Below are 24,605 nucleotides of genomic sequence, written 5' to 3'. Positions count from 1 at the left end.
CGGCTCAGCACCCGGCCCCGGCCAGCCAGCGGGCGACCTCTTCGGGAGTCGGCGGGGCGCCCGTCCGCGACTCGAGAAGTCCGCGGTGCACCGCCCGGACCAGCTCGGGCCGAGAGAGCAGGAGCTCCGCCGTGGCCACGTCGCCGGTCACCTGCAGCGCGAGCCCGAGTCCGATCAAGGCGTTCGGCCCGTCGGGGTCCTTGACGAGTTCAGCCCGGTAGCCGTCCAGTGCGTCCTCCGCGCGGCCGTCCACCAGCGCGAAGTCCGCTTCCGATGCGCCGGGAACCGCACGCCATGCCTGCCGGGCGCGGGTCTCGCCGTCCGCGCCGAGCCGGACCCGCAGCAGGTCCGCCCGCGCTTCGGTCCATTCGCCGTCCGGCTGGGTGTCCAGGATCGTCGTCGCGGAGTCGGCACCGGGGGCAGGTGCGCCGCACGACCAGGCTCCGACGATCCGATCCACCGCATCGGCGTCCGGGCGGTGGTGGCGGATCCGCCAACCCGCGTGGTGGTCGGCGGCCAGCAGACTCGCCCAGCGCGCGGCGATCTCGGGTACCTCGTCGTGCTGCCAGGGTGCGAGCCGGTCGGCGATGCGGGCGAGGAACCGCCGCCCCGCCTCGGTCAGCGCGGCGTCCCCGCGAATCCGGTCGAGCGTGTTCCCGACCTGGTGGCGCCAGTGTGCGAATTCGAAGGCGGCAAGCACGTCCTCCGGCTGGTCACGGCTGAGTGCGCGGTAGAACTCGGTGACCGCGAAGAACGCGTAGATCCCGTGGATAACCCCTCCGAGAGGCCGGGGATCGTCGCGCCATGGTGCGTAGAGGCGTTCGGTCCGGTCGTTCGTGTGCAGGGCCGTCAGCTGCAAGAGACCGCCGAGCCGGATGTGCTGGAACTCGTGGACCAGCGCCGCGGCCAGCGTGGCCGGGTCCTCCGGGCGGGCGATGATCGCGCTGCCGAAGGCTTCCCCGGAGGAAGCGCTCGGCAGGCGGAAAGGGTACGGCGGGTCCGGCACGATCGTGTCGAGGCCGGCGGGCAGGGCGTCGGCGTATTCCGGCACCAGCCGGACAAGCAGCTCCCACGCGCGGGCGAGCATGTCCTGCCAGTGGCTCCAGTCGCCTTCATCCAGGGGCTCGGGAGGGCGGGGGCCGAAGAGGCCGCGATAAGGATCGACATCGTCGATGCGGACCGCGAGCCGCCGTCCGCCGGCGACCAGTTCGGCGGTGCGCACTCCCCGCCAGCCGGTCGCGTCGGCCGCCGGGTCGGCCGGGACCACGACGGTCCGGGGGCCGGCCTGGACCACGGTTCGGCCATCTGCGCGGATGATCTGCGCGGTGGCCCCGTCGGGGACGCCGTCGAGGTGGGCGATACCGAGCGTCGGCAGGGCGATGTTCCCGCGCCACACCGGCACCCGGACCCGGAACTCCTCGATCCCGGCGCGCAGCGCGGCCGCGGCGGCCAGGGCGTGCAGGTGTCCGATGTGGACCCAGAGAGGCTGACGGCCCGGGGGCACGCCGTGTTCGAGCAGCCGGGTGGTGTGGCCGGCCCAGCTGCCGGTGTAAGGGTGCGTCAGCACGGCGTCGAAGGCCCGCGGGTCGGTTTCCTGAGCCTGGACCAGTAGCTTCCACGCCGTTTCGGGGGAACCCAGCGGACCGTGCCGCGCCGGGTCGTCCACCGTTTGTTCGACGATGGCCAGCAGCAGGTGCTGCCGACGGCTGCTTTCCGCAGCTCGCAGCGACCGGACCGGCCCGGGGCCGCCTTCGGAGCGGGCCAGCTGATCGAACTCCGCCCACGACAGGCCGTGGAGCGATTCGGGAATGGCTTGGGACACGGTCAACCCTTCCGGACGCCGTTACTCGACCCGTTTCGCGCCCTGACTGCCGCTGGCCGTGATGGGGATGTGCGCCGTCCGCTCGACAACGCGGCGCATGGAACGGCGCAGGAGCGCGGAGTCGAGTTTCCGCAGCTCGGACAGCGGCGTGGCGCTGAGGTCAAGAAGGTCGGATTCGATCTCCGGTCGCCTCTTGCCGCCCGGCGATCGCATCGCGATTTCCCCTCTCCCTCATCGAGAATCCGCTTGGAGGCGCGCGTAAGCTAGCACGGCCCCCAGGTCACCCATTCAGGGTGGGCCACGAAGGACAGCGTACTCCGGCTGACTGGCGGATTTTATGCGTTCGCCGGACTCGGCGACTCCGCAGCGTCGAGTCCGATGTCACGGAACGGAGCGGTGCTTGACGCTCGCTGCAAAACGGTGACGAAAACGCACCGGCAGTCGGCGAACAATTCCCGATCCGGCGTCGGTGCGGTCGAGATGCTCTTGAGGACCCCTGGTGCGCCGGTGACAGGAGGGAACGGCCCGTGGCACCGAATCCGCTCTGCGACAGCGATCCCGCAGTCATTCGTTCGCTGGAACGGGTGCATTTCGGCTCAGTACAACGGTGCTCGGCGGGTCACCGTGCAGTGAGGGCACCGTTGGCCGGCCTCCATCGGCGTCCGCGACTCCTTGGGGAACTGTCCGTGAGGTGTACGCTCCCCCGGGCGGGGCGGACGCTTTCCCGCGTGGACAACGAAGTCCGAACCGGACGCGCGCAGCCGCGCCGTCGGCGGACGACGACTCACCGTGAACCTGGTGGTGTGGTGGGGGAATCCGAAGAGTTGACTGTCTCCGGCAAGGGCTGCACCGCTACCGGAAGTCGCCGGTGTCGAATGTCGCAAGTGGATCCATTGGGGGTAAAGAACTGTAAGACCCTGGTCGGCCCGGTGGATCACCGGCTAGCATCCGGCGGTGAGTGACACGATGTCCCCGGATCCCGACCCCGTGGGTTCCGGGCGCGAACACACACCCGTCGACCATCCCTATCCCGAGACCGTCGGTGTTTCCGCACCGGTGAACGCGGCGAACTCGGATGTGCCAACGACGAAATTCAAGGAGATCGGCCGCATGAACGACCGTGACGAACGTCCTCCTGGTGCTGAGGTGCCGTCCATCTGGGGAGCCGTCCCGCCGCGAAACCTGAATTTCACCGGCCGGGGTGAGCTGCTCCGCCTATTGGGCGAACGGATGAGTGCGGGCACGACGGCGGTTCTGCCCGCTGCCCTGCACGGAATGGGCGGTATCGGCAAAACGCAGATGGCCACCGAATACATCTACCGGCACCTGCAGGACTACGAGGTCGTCTGGTGGATCCAGGCCACCCGGCCCACGCAGATCCGGAAGTCCTTCACCGAACTGGCCCAGCAGCTCAAGGTGGCGGATGCGGACGAGGCCATCACCGCGGTGTCGGCGGTTCAGGAAGCACTGCGGCTGGGCCGGCCGTACCGGCGCTGGCTGCTCGTCTTCGACTCGGCCGAAGACCCTGAAATGGTGCGTTCGTTCTTCCCGGTGGGCGGCCCGGGAAGCATCCTCGTGACGTCTCGCAACCCGAGCTGGACCGGCATCGCGCGGCCGCTCGAGGTCACCCCGTTCCAGCGGGCCGAAAGCAAGGGCCTGCTGAACCGGAACCGGCCCGAGCTCGCCGACGAAGAGGCGGGGCGGATCGCCGAGGAGCTCGGTGACCTTCCGCTGGCCATCGAGCAAGCGGCGGTCTGGCTGGCCGAAACCGGCATGCCGGTCCGTGAGTACCTGCAGCTTTGCGGCGAGAAGGCCAGCGAAATCTTCGACACGTCCGCCCCCGCCGGTTACGAGGTGTCCGTCGCTGCCGCCTGGAACGTCTCGTTCGACGAGCTGAGGTCCCTGCACCCGGCCGCTCACCAGCTTCTGCAGATCTGCGCTTTCTTCGCACCCGAGCCGATCTCGCGGAGTTTGTTCACCGGCGTCCGGGGTGTTTCCATCGCGCCCGAGATCGACGCGGTGTTGCGCGATCCGATGAAGCTGGGCCGGGCCATCCGCGCGATCACCCGCTTCGGGCTGGCGAAGATCGACCACCGTGATGACACGATCGTGGTGCACCGGCTGGTGCAGGTGGTGCTGCGGAACAGGATGAGCGACCAGGTGCAGGCGGAGATGCGCCACGGTGCACACGAGCTGCTGGCGACGCTGGACCCGAACGACCCGGCATCCCCGGAGGCCAGGTCGTGGTACGAGAAAATCCTGCCGCACATCGACGACGCCGAGCTGACGGCGTGCTCCGCCCCGTGGGTGCGCCAGCTCGTCGTCAACCTCTTCAAGTTCCTGTACCACAAGGGAGATCACCAGGGCGCGCTTGCGCTCGCCGAGCGAGCGGTCACCGCGTGGGCAGCAGGCCGTGAAGAGCGGCAGGCCCGAGGCGAGGAACCCGACGACGTTCTGCTGGTGCAGGAGCTCGCTGCCGCCGAGCGTCTTGCGTTCTTCTCCTGGGTGGTCGGGCGCTACGAGCAGGCCGCCCAAGTCGCCAAGCAGACGCTGGCGCGCTACACCGAAACGCTCGGTGCCGAACACGAAGAGACGCTGAACGCTCAGCTCACGTATGCGCTGATCCTGAAGGCGCGCGGTGACTTCGCTGAGGCGCGGAGGCAAAACGACGACACCTACATCCGCGCACGAGGCCTGTTCGGCGAAGACGACCCGATCACGCTGCGTGCCGCGCACGAGTTCATCGTGGCTCTGTTGCTGACCGGCGAGTGCTCGGCGGTACGTGACCTGGCTGAGGAGACCTACCACCGTTGTGTCCGGATTTTCGGTGCCGAACACCACGACTCGACCAGCACGCTCGTGCTGCTCGTCCTCGCGCGCCGCGAACTCGGGCACTACAGGTGGGCCAGGACTGAGCTGGAACAAATCGCCGAAAGTGCAGAACAGCGGTACGGCCGCGACAGTGCGGGTGCACTTCGCCGCCGCTACTACCAGTCCGTGGCGTGCCGCAAGAGCGGCGCTCATGACCTGGCGCTCGAGTTATCGAGCGACGCGCTCGACAAGTTCAAAGTCCGTTACGGAGACCGACACCCGAACACGATGGCGTGCGCGCTGGGGCATTCCATCGACCTCCGGTACGCCAGGGAAATCGCCGGAGCTCGTGAGCTCGGCGAACGGGTGTTCAACTCTTACCAGGAGAACCTCGGCGAGAGCCACCCGCACACCCAGGCGGCAGCGCTGAATCTGGCGGTGACCTTGCGGCTTGGCGGTGATCCGGTGGGTGCTCGCCGGCTCGACGAACGAGCGCTGGAGGTGTTGCACCGCGTTCTCGGCGAAGACCACCCGCACGCGATCGCCTGCGAGATCAACCTGGCGAGCGACCTGGTCGCGCTCGACCGGGCCGGGGACGCGATGGCGATGGACACCCGGCTGCTCGACCGCGCCCAGCGCGTTCTGGGCGAGGACCACCCGACGACCCTGGCGGCGCAGCTCAACCTGGCTCTGGACCTGCGGGCCGGTCACGAGGCCGCGCGGGCGGAGGAGTTGCTGGGGGATGTCGTCACGCGGTATCGGCTGACGTTCGGGCCGGAGCATCCGAGTGTCGTGGCGGCGTTGGAGGGTCTGCGCGCGGACTGCGACATCGATCCGATGCCGCTGTAGACCTGGTTCTCTCGCCCGGCGTGCGGTCCTCCACGCTGGGCGAGAGTTCCCGCCGATCAGACGATGCCGAGGACGGTCCGGAGCAACGTCGTCAGCTCCGCCTCGAAGTTCGGCCGCGACGCGGCCCGGCGCGTGCGGGCCAGGTCGTTCGCAATGGTCAACGCCGCGTGGACCGTGATCTTCGCTTCCCGTGCCGGCAACTCCGGTCGCACCGTTGACAGCAACGTCACCCACTGGCCCACGTAGTCCCGCTGCACTCGCAGCAGGTCCGCCTTGTCCCGGTCCGGCATCGTCACGCGGTCCGCCGAAAACGACACCAGCAGCTCCGGCGTGTGCAGGATCGTGTCGACGTACGACGCCGCCAAGCGCCGTAGGGCCGAGCGTTCGTCCGGTGCCTGGAGTGCCCGCTCTGCCGCCAGTGCCAGTCTGTCCGCCGCCCGGTGGCCGATCGCCACCATCAAGGCCGCCTTGCTCGGGAAGTGGCGGTAGACGCTGGGCCCGGCTATGCCCGCCGCCGCTCCGATGTCCTCCATGCTCACGTCGTGGAAGCCGCGCTGGGCGAACAGGGTTGTTGCCGCCGCCAGGACCTGCTCGCGGCGGGATGGCGTGCCCAGGCTCGTCGCCACGGCAGGGGGTGCGGAAGACGGTGTGGGCAGTGTGGTGTTCAGCACATTCAAGGCCAGTTCGACCAGGAGTGCGGCGAAGCGGCGGCGGGCGACCGACGCGTGGTGCACCGACACGCTGCCGAACACCGACAGGGCTGCCCAGCAGAGGAGCTCGGCGTCCTCGGCGGCCAGTTCCGGGCGCCGGGCCTGCAGCGCCTTCGACCACGCCGCCAGCGCCAGTGCCGAGCGGCGGGCGATCTCGCGCTGGTCCTCCTTCGGCAGATGCCTGCCCTCCCAGCGCCACAACGCCGCGATCTCGCGGCGCTCGACCGCCTGCGTGGCGAGCAGGCCCAGGAGGAACTCCAGCTGGTCAGCCGGGGGAACCGAGTCCGACAGCGCCTCCGCCGTCGCCTCCTCCAGATCGTCGAAGCCGCTCAGGACCACGTACGCGAGGATCGCCTGCTTGTCCGCGAAGTGCCGGTACAGTGCCGGGCCGGTTACCCCCGCCGCGTCCGCGATGTCCTTGATCGACACTCCCGGGAAGCCGCGGGCGCGGAACAGCTCTGCCGCCACCGTGGCCAGCTGGGCCTTGCGGTCGCGGGGGCGCGAGCTGCGTTCGACGTCGGTCATGGTGAGTGAACGATAGCGGCTGATGGCACACCTGCAACCCATTGACACCATGGGGTTATCCGGCGATATGTTAATGGGCATTAGCCCTACTGGCCGGTATAGTCGGCTGCGACACGGCTAGGCACGACGACGTTCCGACACGCTCGCGAGGAGATGTTCAGTGAGTAGCGAGGCCTACATCTACGAGGCGATCCGCACGCCTCGCGGCAAGAACAAGGGCGGTGCCCTGCACGGCACCAAGCCGGTCGACCTGGTGGTCGGCCTGATCAACGAACTGAAGGTCCGCCACCCGAACCTCGACCCCGCCGTGATCGACGACGTCGTACTGGGCGTCGTCTCGCCGGTCGGCGAGCAGGGCGCGGTCATCGCGCGCACCGCCGCGCTGAACGCCGGCCTGCCCGAGACCGTCGCCGGCGTGCAGCTCAACCGCTTCTGCGCCTCCGGCCTGGAGGCCACGAACACCGCCGCGCAGAAGGTCCGCTCCGGCTGGGACAACCTGGTCATCGCCGGCGGCGTCGAGTCGATGTCGCGCGTCCCGATGGGCTCCGACGGCGGCGCGCTGTTCATGGACCCGGCCACCGCGTACGACAACTACATCGTCCCGCAGGGCACCGGCGCCGACCTGATCGCGACCATCGAGGGCTTCTCCCGCGAGGACGTCGACCGCTGGGCCGTCCGCTCGCAGGACCGCGCCGAAGCGGCCTGGTCCGGCGGCTACTTCGCCAAGTCCGTCGTCCCGGTCAAGGACATCAACGGCGTGACCGTGCTGGACCACGACGAGCACCGCCGTCCCGGCTCCACCGTCGAGGGCCTCGGCAAGCTCAAGCCCGCCTTCGCCGGCATCGGCGAGCTGGGTGGCTTCGACGCCGTCGCGCTGCAGAAGTACCACTCGGTCGAAAAGATCAACCACGTCCACACCGGCGGCAACTCCTCCGGCATCGTCGACGGCGCCGCGCTGGTGCTCGTCGGCTCCGAGCAGATCGGGAAGACCTTCGGGCTGACGCCGCGTGCCCGGATCGTGGCGACCGCGTCGATCGGCTCCGAGCCGACGATCATGCTCACCGGTCCGACCCCGGCCACGGAAAAAGTACTGAAGACCGCGGGCCTCAAGCCCGAGGACATCGACCTGTGGGAGCTCAACGAGGCGTTCGCGTCCGTCGTGCTCAAGTGGATCAAGGACCTGCACCTCGACGAGGAGAAGGTCAACGTCAACGGCGGCGCGATCGCCATGGGCCACCCGCTCGGCGCCACCGGCGCGATGCTGGTCGGCACCGTGGTCGACGAGCTCGAACGCCGCCAGGCGCGCCGCGCCCTGGTGACCCTGTGCATCGGCGGCGGCATGGGCGTCGCCACCATCATCGAGCGGGTGTGAGGACACTAATGGCTGAGAGCAAGACCATCCGCTGGGAGCAGGACGAGGACGGCATCGTCACGCTGACCCTCGACGACCCGAACCAGTCGGCGAACACGATGAACGCTGACTTCCGCGAGTCGCTCGGCGTGACCGTGGACCGCCTGGAGGCCGAGAAGGACTCCATCACCGGCGTCGTCATCACGTCCGCGAAGAAGACCTTCTTCGCCGGTGGCGACCTGAACGACCTCATCCAGGCGAAGCCCGAGCACGCGACCGAGCTGACCGAGGGCAGCGCCCTGATGAAGGGGCAGATGCGCCGCATCGAGCAGCTCGGCAAGCCGGTCGTCGCGGCGATCAACGGCGCCGCGCTCGGCGGTGGCCTGGAGATCGCGCTGGCGACGCACCACCGCATCGCCGCCGACGTCAAGGGCAGCCAGATCGGCCTGCCCGAGGTGACGCTGGGCCTGCTGCCCGGCGGCGGTGGCGTGGTCCGCACGGTCCGGTTGCTGGGTATCCAGAGCGCGCTGCTGAACGTCCTGCTGCAGGGTCAGCGGCACCGCCCGGCCAAGGCGCTCGAACTCGGCCTCGTGCACGAGCTCGTCGGCTCGGTCGAGGAGCTCGTCCCCGCCGCGAAGGCGTGGATCAAGGCGAACCCCGAAGGCGGCGTCCAGCCGTGGGACGTCAAGGGCTACAAGATCCCCGGCGGCACCCCGTCGAACCCGAGCTTCGCGGCCAACCTGCCGGCGTTCCCGGCGAACCTGCGCAAGCAGATCAAGGGCGCGAACATGCCGGCGCCGCGGGCGATCCTGGCCGCCGCGATCGAGGGCGCGCAGGTCGACTTCGACACCGCGATCCAGATCGAGACGCGCTACTTCATCCACCTCGCCACCGGCCAGGTCTCGAAGAACATGACGAAGGCGTTCTTCTTCGACCTGCAGACCATCAATTCCGGCGGTTCGCGGCCGGACGGTTTCGAGAAGTACACGGCTCGCAAGGTGGGCGTGCTGGGCGCCGGGATGATGGGCGCGGCGATCGCGTACGTGTCGGCGAAGGCGGGCATCGACGTCGTCCTCAAGGACGTCTCCCTCGAGGCGGCCGAAAAGGGCAAGGGCTACGCGGCCAAGATCGAGCAGAAGGCCCTTTCGCGCGGCAAGACCACGCAGGAGAAGTCGGACGCGCTGCTGGCGAAGATCAAGCCGACCGCCGACCCGGCCGACTTCGCGGGCGTCGACTTCGTGATCGAGGCCGTCTTCGAGAGCGTCGAGCTGAAGCACAAGGTGTTCGGCGAGATCGAGAGCATCGTCAACGCCGACGCGGTGCTGGGCTCGAACACCTCGACGCTGCCGATCACCACCCTCGCCGAGGGCGTGCAGCGGACCGAGGACTTCATCGGGATCCACTTCTTCTCGCCGGTGGACAAGATGCCGCTGGTCGAGATCATCTGCGGCGAGAAGACGTCGCCGGCGACGCTGGCGAAGGTCTTCGACTACACGCTGCAGATCAAGAAGACCCCGATCGTCGTCAACGACAGCCGTGGCTTCTTCACCTCGCGTGTGATCGGCACGTTCATCAACGAGGCCGTCGCCGCGCTGGGCGAGGGCGTCGAGCCGGCGTCGATCGAACAGGCGGGTTCGCAGGCCGGCTACCCGGCGCCGCCGCTGCAGCTGATGGACGAGCTGACGCTGACCCTGCCGCGCAAGATCCGCAAGGAGACCCGCGAGGCGATCGAGGCCGCGGGCGGCACGTGGAAGGCGCACGCGTCCGAGGCCGTGATCGACCGGATGGTCGAGGAGTTCGACCGCAAGGGCCGTTCGACGGGCGCGGGCTTCTACGAGTACTCCGAAGACGGGAAGCGCGTCGGCCTGTGGCCGGGCCTGCGCGACGCGTTCAAGTCCGGCTCGGCCGAGGTGCCGTTCGAGGACCTCAAGGAGCGCATGCTGTTCGCCGAGGCGCTCGAGACGGTGAAGTGCTTCGACGAAGGCGTGCTGACGTCGGTGGCGGACGCGAACATCGGCTCGATCTTCGGCATCGGCTTCCCGGCGTGGACCGGTGGCGTCATCCAGTACATCAACCAGTACGAGGGTGGCCTGCAGGGCTTCGTCGACCGTTCCCGTGAGCTGGCCGCCCGGTACGGCGACCACTTCGAGCCGCCGGCTTCGCTCGTGGAGAAGGCCGCCAAGGGCGAGATCTACGAATAGGCAGTGACGCTGGTCAAGGCCACCTTGCGGGGATCCACTCCCGCGAGGTGGCCTTTGCGCTTCATGCGGGTCCTTCGTGCGGTTCGGGGATCGCTTCGAACGGCCGCGGCATTTCTCCGCGTACGCCGGGCGCCGTCACCCGTGGTCGGTGCCGACGAACGCGATCCCGCCTTCCGCGACGAAAGCCGTGGACATCAGCAGGCTCGGCAGCGGATCGGCGCTGCCGAGCCCATCGCCGAGTGCGATGACTTGGACTCGCTCGGCCGAGGCCATCAGCTGTTTGTGCTGCGCGCTGGGCCGACCGTGTGACCCACGTCCGTCGACCAGCGCGATGCGCAAGGGTTCACCGGCTTTCCTGCCGACGAGAAATGCCCAGTGCCCCAGCCTGCGTCGAGTGCGAGGACCACGTCCACGGCCACTCGTTCGGCCCAGCCGTGCACAAATCCGCGTGATTCCCGGTGGGACGGCAAAAATGCGGGACCCCTCCCCTTACCTCCGTGTGACCATGGGTCATGGCACAGACCACTTCCGCCACCCAGGAGCGCCAACGGGATCCGCTCGCCTTTCCCGGGAGCGAGAAGCTGGTGAAGCTCATCGGCGCGCTCTACCAGCGGCCGCGGATGGGGGATCTGCCTCGGTCGCTGCACCAGGCGAACGTCGAGTGGGAACCCGGGTACCAGGATCGGCAGGAACGCGCCGGGCGTCGGGGGCTGCCGATGGTCTGCCTCGTGCGTTCGGACTCCTGCGAGGGCGTTCTCGAGGAGTTCAGTTCGCGGCTTCGCAGCGCCCGGCCCAGCGGCAGTGTGCGTTACGCCTACCTCCCGCTCGGCGAACGCGAAGCGACCGACGACGAAGGGGCCGCGACCGTCGCCAGCGTCGAGGCCGTCCGGGACATCCTCTGGAAGGCGCGCACCGAACTGCTCCGCAGCCCGCGCTCGCGCGGCACCGGCCTGCGCTTCGGGCTGTTCACCCTCGCCGTGCAGCTGATGGGGGAGCAGCTGTCCGGGCACGACTCCGCGCCGGAGCGGACCTTGCTGCGGCGGCTGCAGGAAAACGGCCTGATGGTGCGGTTCCGCTCGGCGATCGAAAATGTCGGGCAGGAGCTGGTGCCGCAGAACGTCGCGTGGCGGATCCCATTGCTGCTGCTGCGGTTGCTGACCATGGCCACGTTCCGGCTCGCCGTCACCGGGCGCGTGCCGGGGCTGTCCGGCCGGTACCGCTGGTTCCTGCGCCAGCCGCACCTCGCGCCGGAGATGTCGGGCAGCTTCGTGCGGTTCGCGCTGCGCCTGACCGACGGCGAATGGCAGCGGGAGTCGCCGGAGTTCGTCGGGCGGCTGCTGGTGAACGCGTTCCTGGAAGACCTCCGCCGCGGGTACCGGCTGCGCCCGGCCGGGTTCTGGCGCCGCCGCCGGATGACCTACCCCGTGCTCCTGCTGGACCACGTGAGCACCGTCAACGGCGGTTACCGGCTGCTGAAGCTGATCAACGACGTGCGCAACCAGACCGGTCTGTTCGACCCGTTGCTCGTGGTCAGCACCAGCAACGCGCCGCCGCCGGACGCGACGCCGAGCGAAGAACGACCCAACCACACCGCGACCGAAGCCGGCGGCGCCTACCGCGCCTGGCAGCACGAGCTGCTCAAGGACCGCCGCGCCCGCGACGCCGCCGCGTGGTACCTCCCGATCCGGCTCGCCCCCGCCGGTTCCCCCGAGCAGCAGCGCGGGACGCGCAAGGAGCTGCGGTCCCTCGGCGACACCTACGTGTTGCGCCGCCGCCAATCCAGCCCGCCGTGGTGGGCCACGCGGTGGGTGCGGATGGGCGTGCCCCTGGTGGTCCTCGGCCTGGTCGCGAGCGTGGTCCTCGTGCGGCACGAGGACTTCCGCGCGAGCCACTGCGGCACCTCCAGCGAGTTGCTCACCTGGACCGGCAGCGAGTGCGTCGGGATCTCCGACGGCTCGTTCACGCTGTTCGACCCGGCCGACGACACCATCCGCCAGGTCGAGCAGGTGATCGCCGACCAGAACCGGCGCGCCGAAAAGCTGCACGAAGAGCACGGCGAACGGCCGTACATCACGCTCGTCGACTTCGAGGCGCTGACCTCGTCCAACGACACCGCCGAGGGGCTGACCGCCGAGCGGGAGTCGCTGGAGGGGTTCGCCGTCGCGCAGCTGCGGCAGCTCAACGCGACCGCGACGTCCGAGCCGATCGTGCGGATGCTGATCGCGAACGGCGGCCGCGGGATGCGCGAGGGCGTGCGCGTCGCCGGCCAGCTGAAACAGCTGGCGGAGCAGGACAAGAGTGTCGTCGGTGTGGTCGGGCTGGACATGAGCAGCGAGCCGACGAAGGAGACCATCCGCGCGCTGGGCAACGCCGGTATCCCGGTGGTCGCCTCCACGCTGTCCGCCGACGACCTCGCCGACCAGAACCCCATCTACTTCCAGGTGGCGCCGCAGAACCGGCGCGAGGCGGCCGTCGCCGCGGCGTTCGCGCTCCAGCGGCCGGGCCCGCGCACGCTGCGCGTCTACTACTCCGACGACGACTCCGACAGCTACAGCACCAACCTGCGCGACGACGTGGTGAAGTCGTTCAAGGACCGGGGCTTCTCGGTCGAAGCCCGGGCGTTCGCACCGGACGGTGGGCAGACAGCGCCGCATTCGCACGAACGCTACGGCGACCGGCTGGTGGGCAACGCCGCGTCGGCGGGCCGCGACACCTGCTCGTACGACGGCTTCGCCTTCTTCGCCGGCCGCGGGGTCCCGGACTTCGGCGACTTCGCCGGCGGCGCCGCGCAGTGCGGCAGCAAGGCGACGGTGATCGGCGACGACGACGTCAGCCGCTACGTCGCCGACCAGGTCGCGCGGGAGCAGAACCGGGCGCTGCCGTACTACTACCTGTCGTTCGCGAACGAGCCGGCGACCGAGCCGCAGGGCCTGGCGCGGGACTTCTACACCACGCTGAACAAGACGTTGTTCCCGTTCGAGCAGACCGAGCGCGGCCGGTCCTTCGACGGCCACGCCGGGCTGTCCTACGATGCCGCGCTGGTGATGATCACGGCCACCGCGTACCTGCGCGAGACGTCGGCGAACATCCCGGTGACGCCGGGCGCGGTCTGGCGCGAGATCACCGCCATCCACACGTCGCGCCCGGACGCGCAACAGACGAACAAGTACATCGAGGGCGTCACCGGGACCATCGACTACGGCGGGGACATCAGCCGGCACGTGCCGGAGGACAAGCCGGTCGCCGTCCTGCGCGTCGAGGGTGGCGAGGTGAACCGGACCCCGCAGGCGTTCTGCGGGCTGGCCGTCGGCCGCACCTCGGACCCGTGGTGCCCGACGGACCGCTGAGCCCGGCCGGGCGGATCCTGTCCGCGAGTTCGTCCACTCGCGTTCGCCCGGAAGTCACCGGACGCCGGTTAATCTCCGCGCATGCGCCGTTCCCTCACGGTGGCGCTCGCCGCCGCCCTGCTCGCCTCGACGTTGACAACGATGTCGGCGGCCGCCGGCCTGAGTCCGGCCGACTTCGTCGATCCGCTCATCGGCTCCGCCGGGGACGGCAACACCTACCCCGGCGCGACCGCGCCTTTCGGGATGCTCGCCTGGAGTCCCACCAGCACCCGCGGCGACCAGACGTCGACCGGCGCCGCCAACGGCTACCAGTACGACACCACCCGGCTCCGCGGCTTCAGCCTCACCCACGTCAATGGCGCCGGCTGCAACCCCGGCGCCGCCGGGGACGTGCCGATCCTGCCGTTCGCCGGCGACGTCACCTCGTCGCCGAGCGCAGACACCGCCGATGCCGTCTACGCGAGCAACTTCAGCCACGCCGACGAAGCCGCGACGCCCGGCCGCTACCGGCTCGGTCTGCAGAACGGCGTCACGACCGATGTCGCCGCCACCGAACGGACCGCGATCGGCACGCTCTCCTACCCGCAGGGCAAGCCGGCCGGGCTGCTCTTCCGGACGTCGAACTCCCTCAACGGCAGCGAGGACGCCGAGACGCACATCGACGCGGCGAACCGGCGCGTGACCGGGTCCGTGCTCACCGGCGCCTTCTGCGGCCGCCGCGCGAACGGCGGTGTCAACAACCGCAAGTCCTACTACCGCCTGTACTTCACCGCGCGGTTCGACCAGCCCGTCACCGGCACCGGGACGTGGAAGGACGCAACGCTCCAGCCCGGCGGCACCGACCAGACCGGCGGCGAGGGCTACGCCACCGGCAAGGACCGCGCCGGACGCGGTTCCGGCGGCTACGTCACCTTCGCGCCCGGCAGCAAGGTCACCGTGCGGATCGCCATCTCCTACGTCTCGCTCGAAGGCGCGGAACGCAACCTCCAGGCCGAACAGCCGAAGAGGTCCACTGTGGACAGCGTGGCCGCCGGGACGAAGAAGGCCTGGAACACCGAGCTCGACCGGGTACAGGTCAGCGGCGGCACCGCCGGCCAGCGGATCACCTTCACCACCGCGCTCTACCACAGCCTGCAGCAGCCCAACCTCGTCAGCGACGTCGACGGCCAGTACCTCGGCATGGACCGGAAGCCGCACCGCGTCGAACGCGGGCAGGACGCGCAGTACTCCAACTTCTCCGGCTGGGACCAGTACCGCGCGCAGGTGCAGCTTCTGGCCCTGACCGAGCCGCGCGTCGCGGGGAACTTCGCGCAATCGCTGTACAACTACGCGAAGCAGAACGACGGCGTCTGGGACCGCTGGGTGCACGTCAACGGCGCGACGCACGTGATGACCGGAGACCCGTCGGCGGCGACGATCGCGACCTTCTACGCGATGGGCGTCCGCAACTTCGACTACCGCGGCGCGTTCGACTCGCTCTACCGGCAGGCGACCGTCCCGCGGCCCGAAGGCCTGCAGGACGGCGGCTGCCCCGGACAGTGCGTCGGCCAGCGGCCCAACCTCGCGCAGTACCTGACGTCGCACTACGCGCCCAACGACGTCTGCCACTGCTGGGGCGGCGCCGCGGAGACGCTGGAAGACTCCGTCGCCGACTCCGCAATCGGACGTTTCGCAGACATGCTGGGCCGCACTCGCGAAGCCGCGGAGCTGCGCGCACGCGGCGCGTACTGGCGCAATGTCTACAACCCCGACACCGGCTACATGCAGGCCCGCAACGTCGACGGCAGCTGGGTGACGCCGTTCGACCCGGCGAGCGACCGCGGCTTCGCGCAGGGCAGTGCGGCGGCCTACACCTGGATGGTCCCGCAGGACGTCTCCGGCCTCGCCGACGCGATGGGCGGCAAGGCCACCGCGGTCACCCGGCTCGACGGGTTCTTCCACGACGGAGCAGGAAACTGGCAGCTCAAGGGCGGCGGCCCGCTCAAGTACGACCCGACGAACGAGCCCGACATCCACGCGCCCTGGCTGTACAACGAGCTCGGCCGGCCGTGGAAGACGCAGGAGACCGTCCGGCAGCTGGTGAACTCCGTGTACGGCACCGGGCCGTCCGGGCTGCCCGGCAACGACGACCTCGGCACGATGTCCGCGTGGTACGTCTTCGCCGCGCTCGGCGTCTACCCGCGCACGCCCGGCTCGGGCGAGCTGCTGCTGTCGAGCCCGCTGTTCCCGGGCGCCGTGATCCGGCCGGCGGGTGGTGCGCCGATCCGGATCACGACGTCGGGCAGCGGCAAGTACGTCCAGGACGTCCGCCGGGACGGCAGGCCGCAGCGCGACTGGAAGGTCGACGCGTCCTTCCTGCGCGGGGGGCGCCTGGACTTCCGCCTGTCCGAGACGCCGGCGACCTGGGGGAGTTAGGGCTCCAGCGCGACGTGCGGCAGGCGGCGGTCCAGCCACCGCGGCAGCCACCAGGCCCTGGCCCCGAGCAGCCGCATGACCGCCGGGACGATCAGGCAGCGGATCACCAGCGCGTCCAGCAGGACCGCGACCGCCAGGCCGAGGCCGAACTGCGCCAGCATCCGGGACGGGTCCAGCAGGAACGCGCCGAACACCAGCACCATGATCGCGCCCGCCGCGGTGATCACCGCGCCGGTCGACGCGAGGCCTTCGCGCACCGCGAGCCGCGCGTCGCCGGTGCGGCGCCACTCCTCGTGCATGCGCGACACGAGGAACACCTCGTAGTCCATCGACAGCCCGAACACGATCGCGAAGATCATCACCGGCACGAACGCCTCGATCGGGCCCGGCTGCGCGCCGAACCAGCCGTCGCCGAACACCAGCGTCATGACGCCGAGGGAGGCGCCGATGCTCAGCAGGTTCAGCAACGCCGCCTTGAGCGGGATCAGGATCGACCGGAACACCACCATGAGCAGCAACGCCGACAGCCCGACGACGACCAGCACGAACAACGGCAGCCGATCCGCGACGGCCCCGGCGAAGTCCGTCGCGGCCGCGACCGAGCCGCCGACGAGGTAGTGGCCCGGCAGCGTCGGCAGGACGTCGCTCCGCAGCCGCGTCACCAGCTCGGCGGTGGCTTCGTCCTGCGGTGACGTCGTGGGGAAGGCCAGGACGGTCTTGCCCATCGGCGGCAGGACCCGCGCGATGCCGGGGGTCTCCGCGAGTTTCCGTTGCAGCGTCACGATGTCGCCGTCCTCGGTGACGATCGCGAGCGGGCCGGTGAAGCCCGGGCCGAAGCCCTCGGCCAGCAGGTCGTAGGCCTTCCGCGTGGTGGAGCCGGCCGGGTCGGTGCTCGCGTCGGCGAACCCGAGCCGCATCCCCGCGGCCGGAATGGACAGTCCGATGAGGACGATCAAGCCGATGGCGAGCGGAGCCAGCGGACGTCGCTGGACGCCGTCGGCGAGCCGTCGCCACGCCTTGCCGTGCTCCCGCCGGGCGGCGTGCCGGCGGATGCCGCGTTCGAGCCGCTTGCCGAACAGCGACAGCAGCGCGGGCAGGAGTGTGACGGACGCGAGCATCGTCATCAGGACGGTGAGCGCGACGGCCAGCGCGACCCCGCGCAGCCCGCCGAGCCCGAGCGCGAGGAGGCCGAGCAGCGCGATGATCACGGTCGTCCCGGCGAACAGCACCGAGCGGCCGGCGGTGTCGAGCGCCCGCCGGGCGGCCGATTCGCGGTCGTGACCGGCGAGGATTTCGGTGCGGTAGCGGGAAAAGATCAGCAGCGCGTAGTCGACGCCGACACCGAACCCGACCAGCATCATCAGCGGCGAGGTGTAGCTCGCGATGTCGACGAAGTGCGAGACGACCGTGATCACGCCCAGCGTGCTGCCCACGGCGAACACCGCGGTGATCACCGGCAGCCCGGCCGCGAGCAGCGAGCGGAACAGGAAGACGAGGATGACCAGCGCGGCGAGCAGGCCGACGCCCTCCGCGGGTCCGCCGCTCTCGGAGATCCGCGCGATCGGGTCCCCGGCGAGCGCGACCTCCACGGGCCCGGCCCGCTTCGCGGTGTCGGCGAACTTCACGATGTCGTCGTAGGGGAGGTCGGTCGAGGCCGCGTCGAAGGTGACGGTGGCGTAGCCGATCCGGCCGTCGGCGGAGAGCGTCTCGAGCGGGTCGCTCACCGACCGCACGTGGGGCAGGGACCGGACTTCGCCCAGCATGGTGCCGATCGGCGCGCGGTTCGCGGCGAGCCCGCCGTCGGCCTTCAGCACGATCTGCGCGCTCGCGCCGGACTGGGCCGTGTTGTCGAGCAGGTCCACGACCTGCTGGGATTCGGTACCGGGCAACGAGTTGTCGTCGTGGAACGCGCTGCCGGCGAGCCGGGAGGTGAACGTGACGCCGATGAGGACCAGCGCCCAGAGCGCGACGGCGAGCCACCGGTGGCGCTGCGCCCAGCCGGCCAGCCGCGCCAGGCCGCCGCCCGTGGTACGAGTGATGGTGTCCATGGTGGACAAGGATTCGCGAGTGGGGCCCTACCGCGCGTCGCGCAGCGGAGGACACTTCACGTCCTCCCGGCGGTGTCCCCTAAGGCCGTTCCCGTACTCCCGGGGGAGTACGGGTCAGGGAGCCAGCCACCGCGGCGTCACCGCGCCGGACTCGTAGGCGAGGACGACCAGCTGCGCGCGGTCGTGCGTGCCGGTCTTGGTCATGATGCGGCTGACGTGCGTCTTCGCCGTCGCCGGGCTGAGGGTGAGCTCCCGCGCGATCTCGTCGTTCGACAGCCCGGCCGCCACCAGGGACAGCACCTCGCGTTCGCGGTCGGTGAGCCGGTCGAGCGCCGGGGACGGCGCCGGGCGGGTGCCGCGCGCGGCGAACTCCGCGATCAGCCGCCGGGTGATCGACGGCGCCAGCAGCGCGTCGCCGCGGGCGACCACGCGCACGGCGTGGATCAGCTCCTCGGGTTCGGTGTCCTTGACCAGGAACCCGCTCGCGCCCGCCCGCAGCGCGCCGTAGACGTCTTCGTCCAGGTCGAACGTCGTGAGGATGACGACCTTGGTGTGCACGCCCGGGTCTTCGAGGAGGTGCCGGGTGGCGGCGAGGCCGTCGAGCACCGGCATCCGGATGTCCATCAGCACGACGTCGGGGTGGTGGTCGTGCGCGGCCTGCAGCGCCTCGCGCCCGTCCGCGGCCTCGGCCACGACCGTGATGTCGTCCTCCCCGTCCAAAATGGACCGGAAGCCGGCGCGGACGAGCCGCTGGTCGTCGACGAGCAGGACCCGGATCATCGGCCCATCATCGCACCGGCAGCCGGGCCCGCACCCGGTAGCCGCCGTCTTCGCGCGGCGCCGCGGTCAGTTCGCCGCCGAGTGCCCGCGCGCGTTCGGCCATCCCGCGGATGCCGTTGCCCGCCGGGGCCGCACCGCCGCGTCCGTCGTCGTCGACGGCCACGGTCAGTTCGTCGGCGCCGTAGCCGAGCCGGACGACGACGGTCTTCGCCCCGGCGTGCTTGGCGACGTTCGTCAGCGCCTCCTGGACCACCCGGAACGCCGCGTGCTCGACGTCCGGCGGCAGCTCCCGGGCGACGCCGTCGATCTCGGTGCGCACGGTCAGCCCCGACGCGCCGACGGATTCGGCCAGCTCCGCCACCCGCTGGAGGCTCGGCCCGCCGGTCTGGCGGAGCATGCCGAGCGTCGCGCGCAACTCCTGGAGTGCGGTCTTGCTGGCGTCCTTGATCGCGCCGAGCGCTTCTTCGGCCTGCCCGGGGTCACGGCGGTGCAGCGCGGCGCCGGCCTGGACGTTGATCAGCGCGAGGTGGTGGCCGAGGACGTCGTGCAGCTCGCGGGCGATGCGCAGGCGTTCATCGGTCGCGCGCGCCCGGGCCTCGGCCTCCTTGGTCCGCTCGGCTTCGGCGCGGTAGTGCGCGACGGCACCCCCGGCGACCAGGGCGACGAACCAGCCGGTCATCAGGAAGAACGCGAAGTTGTCGACGTGCCGCCCGGTCCGCGAGCCGAGCTCGCCGGCCGTGACACCGGCCATCGCGGCGACGACGAGCAGGGCGGCCCCGCGAATCCGCCCGGCCGCGGCGGCGTTGTAGAGCGCGTAGGCGAAGGCGAGCAGGACGAGCCCGTCGGGATCGGTGAGGGGGTAGTAGAGCGCGCAGCAGACGAGCGCGAACCCGGCGACGCCCAGCGGGTACCGGCGCCGGAAGAAGAGGGCGGCGCAGCAGAGGACCGTGAGCACCCACCCGATCGCGGCGTGGTGGGCGGGCTTGGCACCGTCGTTGAGCACGGCGAAGAGCGAGCCGACGAGCACCGCGACGGCCACCGCGAGCTCGGCTGCGTACCGCCGTAGCCAGGACATACGTCGAGTCTAGGCTCGGCCGCCTGGCCATCGACGGTCGTGCGCTCGACGACCTGGAGATCGCCGTCTTCCAGCCCAAGAGCGGCAGCAGCGAGCAGGAGTGGCACTTCATCGGTCGTGAGGCCGCCAACAAGCCGGCGCCGGCCGGCTTCGGCTGCGGCACATCTAGGCCGCTTCGCGCAGCTTCTTCCCGGCGTCGTGGGTGAAGGGGTCGGTGTGGCCGAAGCACGCGATCTCGACGTCGAGCGCGGCGAGCCGGCCGAAGGACTCCCGGAGCTTGTCCCGATCGGTGTTGAAGACGCCGGGGATGGCCTTGCCGTCCAGCTGGGCGACCGAGTCGCCGGTGAACAGCACGCCGTGGTGGGGGAGGTGGAGGGCGATGCTGCCGTCGGTGTGCCCGGGCACGGCGAGCACTCGCGCGCCACCGCCGAACGCGATCTCGTCGCCGTCCCGCAGTTCGCGGTCGACGGCGCACGGCGGGCCGGTGAGCCCGCCGGCCTGGGGGCTGTTCCGCTCGAACAACGGCCGTTCCCAGTCGAGCAGCACGGGCTCCGCGGCGGGCCGGTCGCCGCGGATCACCGGAGCGTCGGCCCGGTGCGCGAGGACGTCGACCCCGCCCCACGCGCGCAGCTCGGCGGCGGCGCCGGCGTGGTCGGCGTGGGCGTGGGTGAGGACGATCCGGCGCAGCTCTTCCGGGGCTCGCCCAGCGGCTCGGATCGCGGCGGCGGTGTCGGCCGCTGACCCGGCGATCCCGGCGTCGACCATCGTCAGGCCGTCGTCGTCCTGCCAGAGGTAGGCCTGGCCGAACGCGTACCGGACCAGGTGCAGGCGCGGGGTGATCTCGACGAGCTCCATGGTCGCGAGGGTAGGGAGGCGCGGTGGGAGTTCGCTGCCTGATCCGCCGACAGCGAAATCGTTACGCCCGTTGCCGGACCGCAACCGAGTGGTTCCCGAAATCATTTCCGGTGTAACGGCCGGCCGAATTCGCGCGACATCCGCCACATTGGTTTGCCATGCCAAGGAGTCATTGTGCGGATGAAGCTCGGTGCGGTACTGCTCGCAGGTGTCCTGGTCACCGGGTGCGGAGTCGGCTCGGTGCCGCCGAAGCAGCAGGGAAACCTCGGTGTTCTCCCGGCCACGTCGTCGACGTATTCGACGCCCACCTATTCCACGCCGGCTCCGGTCGAAACGTCCGCTTCGGCGCCGGCGACGTCCGAAGCGCCGGTGGTCACCACGGCCCAGGCCGCGGTGAAGACGACCGCCCCGAAGACGACGGCGCCGAAACCCCCGGCGCCGAAGACGACCACGCAGGCCGCGCCGAAGCCGGCCGAATGCGGGACGGACTACTACCGCAACTCGGACGGCAACTGCATTCACCGGCCCAGCGACAACCCCGCCGGCGCGACGGCCCTGTGCAAGGACGGCACCTACAGCTACAGCCAGCACCGCTCGGGCACCTGCTCCGGCCACGGAGGCGTCCGCACCTGGTTGTGACGAGCGCACCACCCGGGCCGGAATCCCCCAGTGCGTAGGTACAGTGCACGAAGTTGCATGATGCGTACTAAATACCCACTGGGGGTGTGGTGGTGTCCCGTTCCGCGCCGTCCGGCCGCGCGATCGTCGTGGTGCTCGCCTCGTGCGGGCTCGTCGCGTCGTTCATGCAGACGCTGGTCGTGCCGCTGATCCCGGTCTTCCCGCGGCTGCTGCACGTGCCGGCGGCCGACGCGTCCTGGGTGGTCACCGTGACGCTGCTGGCCGCGTCCGTCATCACCCCGGTCAGCGGGCGGCTCGGCGACCTCTACGGCAAGCGGCGGATGATCCTCGTCAGCCTCGGGCTGCTCATCGCCGGCTCGGTCGTCTCCGCGACGACGAGCGCGCTCGCGTTCCAGATCCTCGGCCGCGGGCTGCAGGGCTGCGCGATGGGCGTGATCCCGCTCGGCATCAGCATCATGCGCGACGAACTGCCGCCCGAACGCGTCGGCGGGGCGATCTCGCTGATGAGCGCGACGCTCGGGGTCGGCGGGGCCATCGGCCTGCCGGTGGCGGCCGTGGTCGCCGAGAACGCCGACTGGCACGCGCTCTTCTGGACCGCCGCCGGGCTCGGGCTGGCGTGCGCGCTGCTGATCCTCACCGTGGTGCCCGAGTCGTCGGTGCGCACGCCCGCGCCGTTCGACTACTTCGGCGCGTTCGGCCTGGCCGCCGGGCTGCTCTGCCTGCTGCTGCCGGTGGTCAAGGGCGGCACGTGGGGCTGGGCCAGCGCACCGACGCTCGGGCTGGCCGCGGCCGCCGTCGTCATCCTGCTCGTGTGGGGCGCCTACCAGCTGCGCCGCCGCGATCCGCTGGTCGACCTGCGGGTGTCCGCCCGCCGCCCGGTGCTGTTCACGAACTTCGCGTCGATCATGGTCGGCTTCGCGTTGTACGCCATGGCGTTGTCGTTCCCGCAGCTGCTGCAGGCACCGGCGTCGACCGGCTACGGGCTGGGCCAGACGATGGTCGAGTCCGGTCTCACCCTGGCCCCGAACGGCCTGGTGATGATGCTGCTTTCGCCGGTTTCGGCGCGGCTCATCACCCGGTTCGGCCCGCGCCCGACGCTGATGAGCGGCGCGCTGGTGATCGCCGCCGGGTACGCGTTCGCGATCGTGCTGATGGACAACGCGTTCGAGCTGATCACCGCGTCGGTGATCATCGGTGCCGGCGTCGGCATCGCCTACGCGGCGATGCCCGCGCTGATCATGGGTTCGGTACCGGTCACCGAAACGGCGTCGGCGAACGGCCTGAACTCCCTGATGCGCTCGGTCGGCACGGCGATCTCCAGCGCGGTGATGGCGGCGATGCTGGCCCAGCTGGCGATCAGTGTGGGCGGACTCCCGGTGCCGTCGCTGGCCGGCTTCCGCGCGACGTTCGCGGTGGCGGCGGGCGCCGCACTCGCGGGCGCGCTGCTGGCGGCGCTGGTCCCGAAGCGGCGGACCGCGCCGGCGCTGGTCGCCGCCTAGTTCTTGCGCGCCACCAGCGCCAGGCCGCCGCACTCCGTGGGGTCGGGCGGCATTTCCGCGGGGTCGTCCGGCCGCCACTCGGGGATGAACACGATGCCCGGGTCGACGATCTCGAAGCCGTCGACCAGGGCCCGGAGTTCGTCGGCCGAGCGCGGCGTCACCGGGTTGGCGCTCTTCTGGTACATCGCGACGGCGCGGGCCGTTCCGTCGCTCTGCTGCTCGTAGGTGGCGGACGACAGGGCGAGGTAGCTGCCGGGCGCGAGCGCGTCGCGGTAGGCGGCGATCAGCCGGGCCGGGTCGCGCTCGTCCGGGATGAAGTGCACGAACAGCGCCATCACGACCATCACCGGCTGGTCCAGGTCCAGCATCATCTCGGTGATGTCGTGTTCGAGGACGTCGTCGGGGAACTCGGCGTCGGCGTGCACCATCGCCGCGTTCTCGTTGTCCTCCAGCACGATCTCGCTGTGCGCCACGGCGACCGGCTCGTTGTCGACGTAGACGACGCGGGCGGTCGGGTCGACGGCCTGGGCCACCTCGTGCACGTGCCCCACGGTCGGCATGCCGGAGCCGATGTCGAGGAACTGCCGGATGCCCTGGTCCATCCCGAACCGGATGGCCCGGCGCAGCCACTGCCGGTTGAGCCGCGCCCGCTCACGCGCGTTCGGCTGCGCGGCCAGCACCTGCTCGGCGAACATCCGGTCGACGGCGTAGTTGAGCTGCCCGCCGAGGATGTAGTCGTACACGCGCGCGGCGTTGGGCTTGTCGAGGTCGATGCCCCGCCGCGCGTACTCGTCTTCGCTCATCCGCCGCTCCCGGAGTCAGGTGTGACGCGAGAATAGCCGGAGCCGGGGATGCCTAGTTCTTGCGGACCACCAGAGCCAGCTGGCTCGACAGCTCCGGGTGCGGCCCGACCTGGCCGGGATCGTCCGGCCGCCACTCCGGGGTGAACACGATCCCCGGCGGCACGAGCTCGAAGCCGTCCACCAGCGCGCCCAGTTCCGCCCGGGACCGCGCGACGACGTCGGTGCCGCTGTTGCGGTACATCTCCGCCGCCCGCCGGACCTCTTCGCCCTGTCCCTCGAACGTGCCCGACGACAGCGCCAGGCAACTGCCCGGGACCAGCGCGCCGAGGTAGGCGGCGATCAGCCCGGCCGGGTCCCGCGAGTCCGGGATGAAGTGGATGAACGCCGCCATGATCACCATCACCGGCTCGCCGAAGTCCAGCAGCCGCTCGGTCGTCGGGTGCTCGAGGACGGTGTCCGGGAACTCGGCGTCGGCCTGCACCATTTCCGCGTTCTCGTTGTCCTTCAGCACGATCTCGCTGTGCGCGACCGCGACCGGCTCGTTGTCCACGTAGACCACGCGGGCTTCCGGGTCGATCGCCTGGACGACTTCGTGCACGTGCCCCACGGTCGGCATGCCCGAGCCGATGTCGAGGAACTGGCGGATGCCCTGCTCGGCGCCGAACCGGACGGCGCGGCGCAGCCACCGCCGGTTCAGCAGGGCCAGGTCCCTGGCCTCCGGCCGCACCTCGAGGATCCGCTCGGCGAACTCCCGGTCGATGGCGTAGTTGAGCTTGCCACCGATCAAGTAGTCGTACACGCGAGCCGCGTTGGGCTTGTCGAAGTCGATTCCGCGCTTCGCGTGCTCCTCGGTCATCGCGTGAGGATAGTCCGGT

Annotated in this window: 17 protein-coding genes; 7 read left to right on the top strand and 10 right to left on the bottom strand. The window is 70.5% G+C overall.

Translation table 11 applies throughout. From position 1 onward, the window contains the following. Positions 1-4 precede the first annotated feature (4 nt). The gene (locus QRY02_RS29060; protein WP_285986016.1) at positions 5-1,822 is read right to left on the bottom strand and encodes an HEXXH motif domain-containing protein; all 1,818 of its coding nucleotides are present in this window, start codon (positions 1,820-1,822) and stop codon (positions 5-7) included. Positions 1,823-1,843: 21 nt separating this feature from the next. Further along, positions 1,844-2,035, bottom strand: coding sequence for an FxSxx-COOH-like cyclophane-containing RiPP peptide (locus QRY02_RS29055; RefSeq protein WP_285986015.1), 192 nt, complete (start codon positions 2,033-2,035; stop codon positions 1,844-1,846). 741 nt (positions 2,036-2,776) lie between these two features. Here QRY02_RS29055 and fxsT point away from each other — a divergent pair. Beyond that, on the top strand, positions 2,777-5,482 hold the full coding sequence (gene fxsT / locus QRY02_RS29050) for an FxSxx-COOH system tetratricopeptide repeat protein (protein ID WP_285986014.1): 2,706 nt from the start codon (positions 2,777-2,779) through the stop codon (positions 5,480-5,482). A 56-nt stretch (positions 5,483-5,538) separates the two neighbouring features. Here the strand turns inward: fxsT and QRY02_RS29045 are convergent, their stop codons facing one another. Further along, positions 5,539-6,717 carry a TetR/AcrR family transcriptional regulator gene (locus QRY02_RS29045; RefSeq protein ID WP_285986013.1) on the bottom strand — a complete coding sequence of 393 codons (1,179 nt, stop codon included), beginning with the start codon at positions 6,715-6,717 and terminating at the stop codon, positions 5,539-5,541. Positions 6,718-6,877: 160 nt separating this feature from the next. Here QRY02_RS29045 and QRY02_RS29040 point away from each other — a divergent pair, with 160 nt between their 5' ends. Both QRY02_RS29040 and QRY02_RS29035 read left to right on the top strand, forming a co-directional pair. Next, entirely contained in the window at positions 6,878-8,089 is a 1,212-nt protein-coding gene (locus QRY02_RS29040) for an acetyl-CoA C-acetyltransferase (protein ID WP_285986012.1), read from the top strand. Between the two features lie 8 nt (positions 8,090-8,097). After that, positions 8,098-10,269, top strand: a complete 2,172-nt coding sequence (locus QRY02_RS29035) for a 3-hydroxyacyl-CoA dehydrogenase NAD-binding domain-containing protein (RefSeq protein WP_285986011.1) — start codon at positions 8,098-8,100, stop codon at positions 10,267-10,269. Between the two features lie 135 nt (positions 10,270-10,404). Here the strand turns inward: QRY02_RS29035 and QRY02_RS29030 are convergent, their stop codons facing one another. After that, a complete protein-coding gene (locus QRY02_RS29030) occupies positions 10,405-10,608 on the bottom strand; it encodes a hypothetical protein (protein ID WP_285986010.1) in 204 nt (67 codons plus the stop codon). A gap of 173 nt (positions 10,609-10,781) precedes the next feature. Here QRY02_RS29030 and QRY02_RS29025 point away from each other — a divergent pair, with 173 nt between their 5' ends. Together QRY02_RS29025 and QRY02_RS29020 are read left to right on the top strand one after the other, a co-directional pair. Beyond that, a complete protein-coding gene (locus QRY02_RS29025; protein ID WP_285986009.1) occupies positions 10,782-13,616 on the top strand; it encodes a type 1 periplasmic-binding domain-containing protein in 2,835 nt (944 codons plus the stop codon). A gap of 81 nt (positions 13,617-13,697) precedes the next feature. Next, positions 13,698-16,031: a GH92 family glycosyl hydrolase gene (locus QRY02_RS29020; protein ID WP_285986008.1), complete on the top strand. Its 2,334-nt coding sequence runs from the start codon at positions 13,698-13,700 to the stop codon at positions 16,029-16,031. Here QRY02_RS29020 and QRY02_RS29015 read toward each other — a convergent pair. The 4 genes from QRY02_RS29015 to QRY02_RS29000 form a co-directional block, all read right to left on the bottom strand. Then, entirely contained in the window at positions 16,028-18,079 is a 2,052-nt protein-coding gene (locus tag QRY02_RS29015; RefSeq protein WP_285986007.1) for an MMPL family transporter, read from the bottom strand. The two genes, QRY02_RS29020 and QRY02_RS29015, sit on opposite strands and share 4 nt — an antisense overlap. Positions 18,080-18,193: 114 nt before the next feature. Continuing rightward, on the bottom strand, positions 18,194-18,859 hold the full coding sequence (locus QRY02_RS29010) for a response regulator (RefSeq protein ID WP_285986006.1): 666 nt from the start codon (positions 18,857-18,859) through the stop codon (positions 18,194-18,196). Between the two features lie 7 nt (positions 18,860-18,866). Beyond that, on the bottom strand, positions 18,867-19,934 hold the full coding sequence (locus QRY02_RS29005; RefSeq protein ID WP_285986005.1) for a sensor histidine kinase: 1,068 nt from the start codon (positions 19,932-19,934) through the stop codon (positions 18,867-18,869). Positions 19,935-20,099: 165 nt separating this feature from the next. Further along, positions 20,100-20,789 carry an MBL fold metallo-hydrolase gene (locus QRY02_RS29000; RefSeq protein WP_285986004.1) on the bottom strand — a complete coding sequence of 230 codons (690 nt, stop codon included), beginning with the start codon at positions 20,787-20,789 and terminating at the stop codon, positions 20,100-20,102. A 180-nt stretch (positions 20,790-20,969) separates the two neighbouring features. On the opposite strand from QRY02_RS29000, the gene QRY02_RS28995 reads away from it, so the two are divergent. Continuing rightward, positions 20,970-21,428, top strand: a complete 459-nt coding sequence (locus QRY02_RS28995) for a DUF3761 domain-containing protein (RefSeq protein WP_285986003.1) — start codon at positions 20,970-20,972, stop codon at positions 21,426-21,428. A gap of 86 nt (positions 21,429-21,514) precedes the next feature. Then, a complete protein-coding gene (locus QRY02_RS28990) occupies positions 21,515-22,927 on the top strand; it encodes an MFS transporter (RefSeq protein WP_285986002.1) in 1,413 nt (470 codons plus the stop codon). On the opposite strand, the gene QRY02_RS28985 is transcribed toward QRY02_RS28990, so the two are convergent. After that, positions 22,924-23,730, bottom strand: a complete 807-nt coding sequence (locus QRY02_RS28985; RefSeq protein ID WP_285986001.1) for an SAM-dependent methyltransferase — start codon at positions 23,728-23,730, stop codon at positions 22,924-22,926. The two genes, QRY02_RS28990 and QRY02_RS28985, sit on opposite strands and share 4 nt — an antisense overlap. 52 nt (positions 23,731-23,782) lie before the next feature. Continuing rightward, positions 23,783-24,586, bottom strand: a complete 804-nt coding sequence (locus tag QRY02_RS28980; RefSeq protein ID WP_285986000.1) for an SAM-dependent methyltransferase — start codon at positions 24,584-24,586, stop codon at positions 23,783-23,785. Between the last annotated feature and the right edge of the window lie 19 nt (positions 24,587-24,605).

The organism is Amycolatopsis sp. DG1A-15b (assembly GCF_030285645.1).
Taxonomy (GTDB): domain Bacteria; phylum Actinomycetota; class Actinomycetes; order Mycobacteriales; family Pseudonocardiaceae; genus Amycolatopsis.
This window is presented reverse-complemented; position numbering and strand designations above follow the sequence as displayed.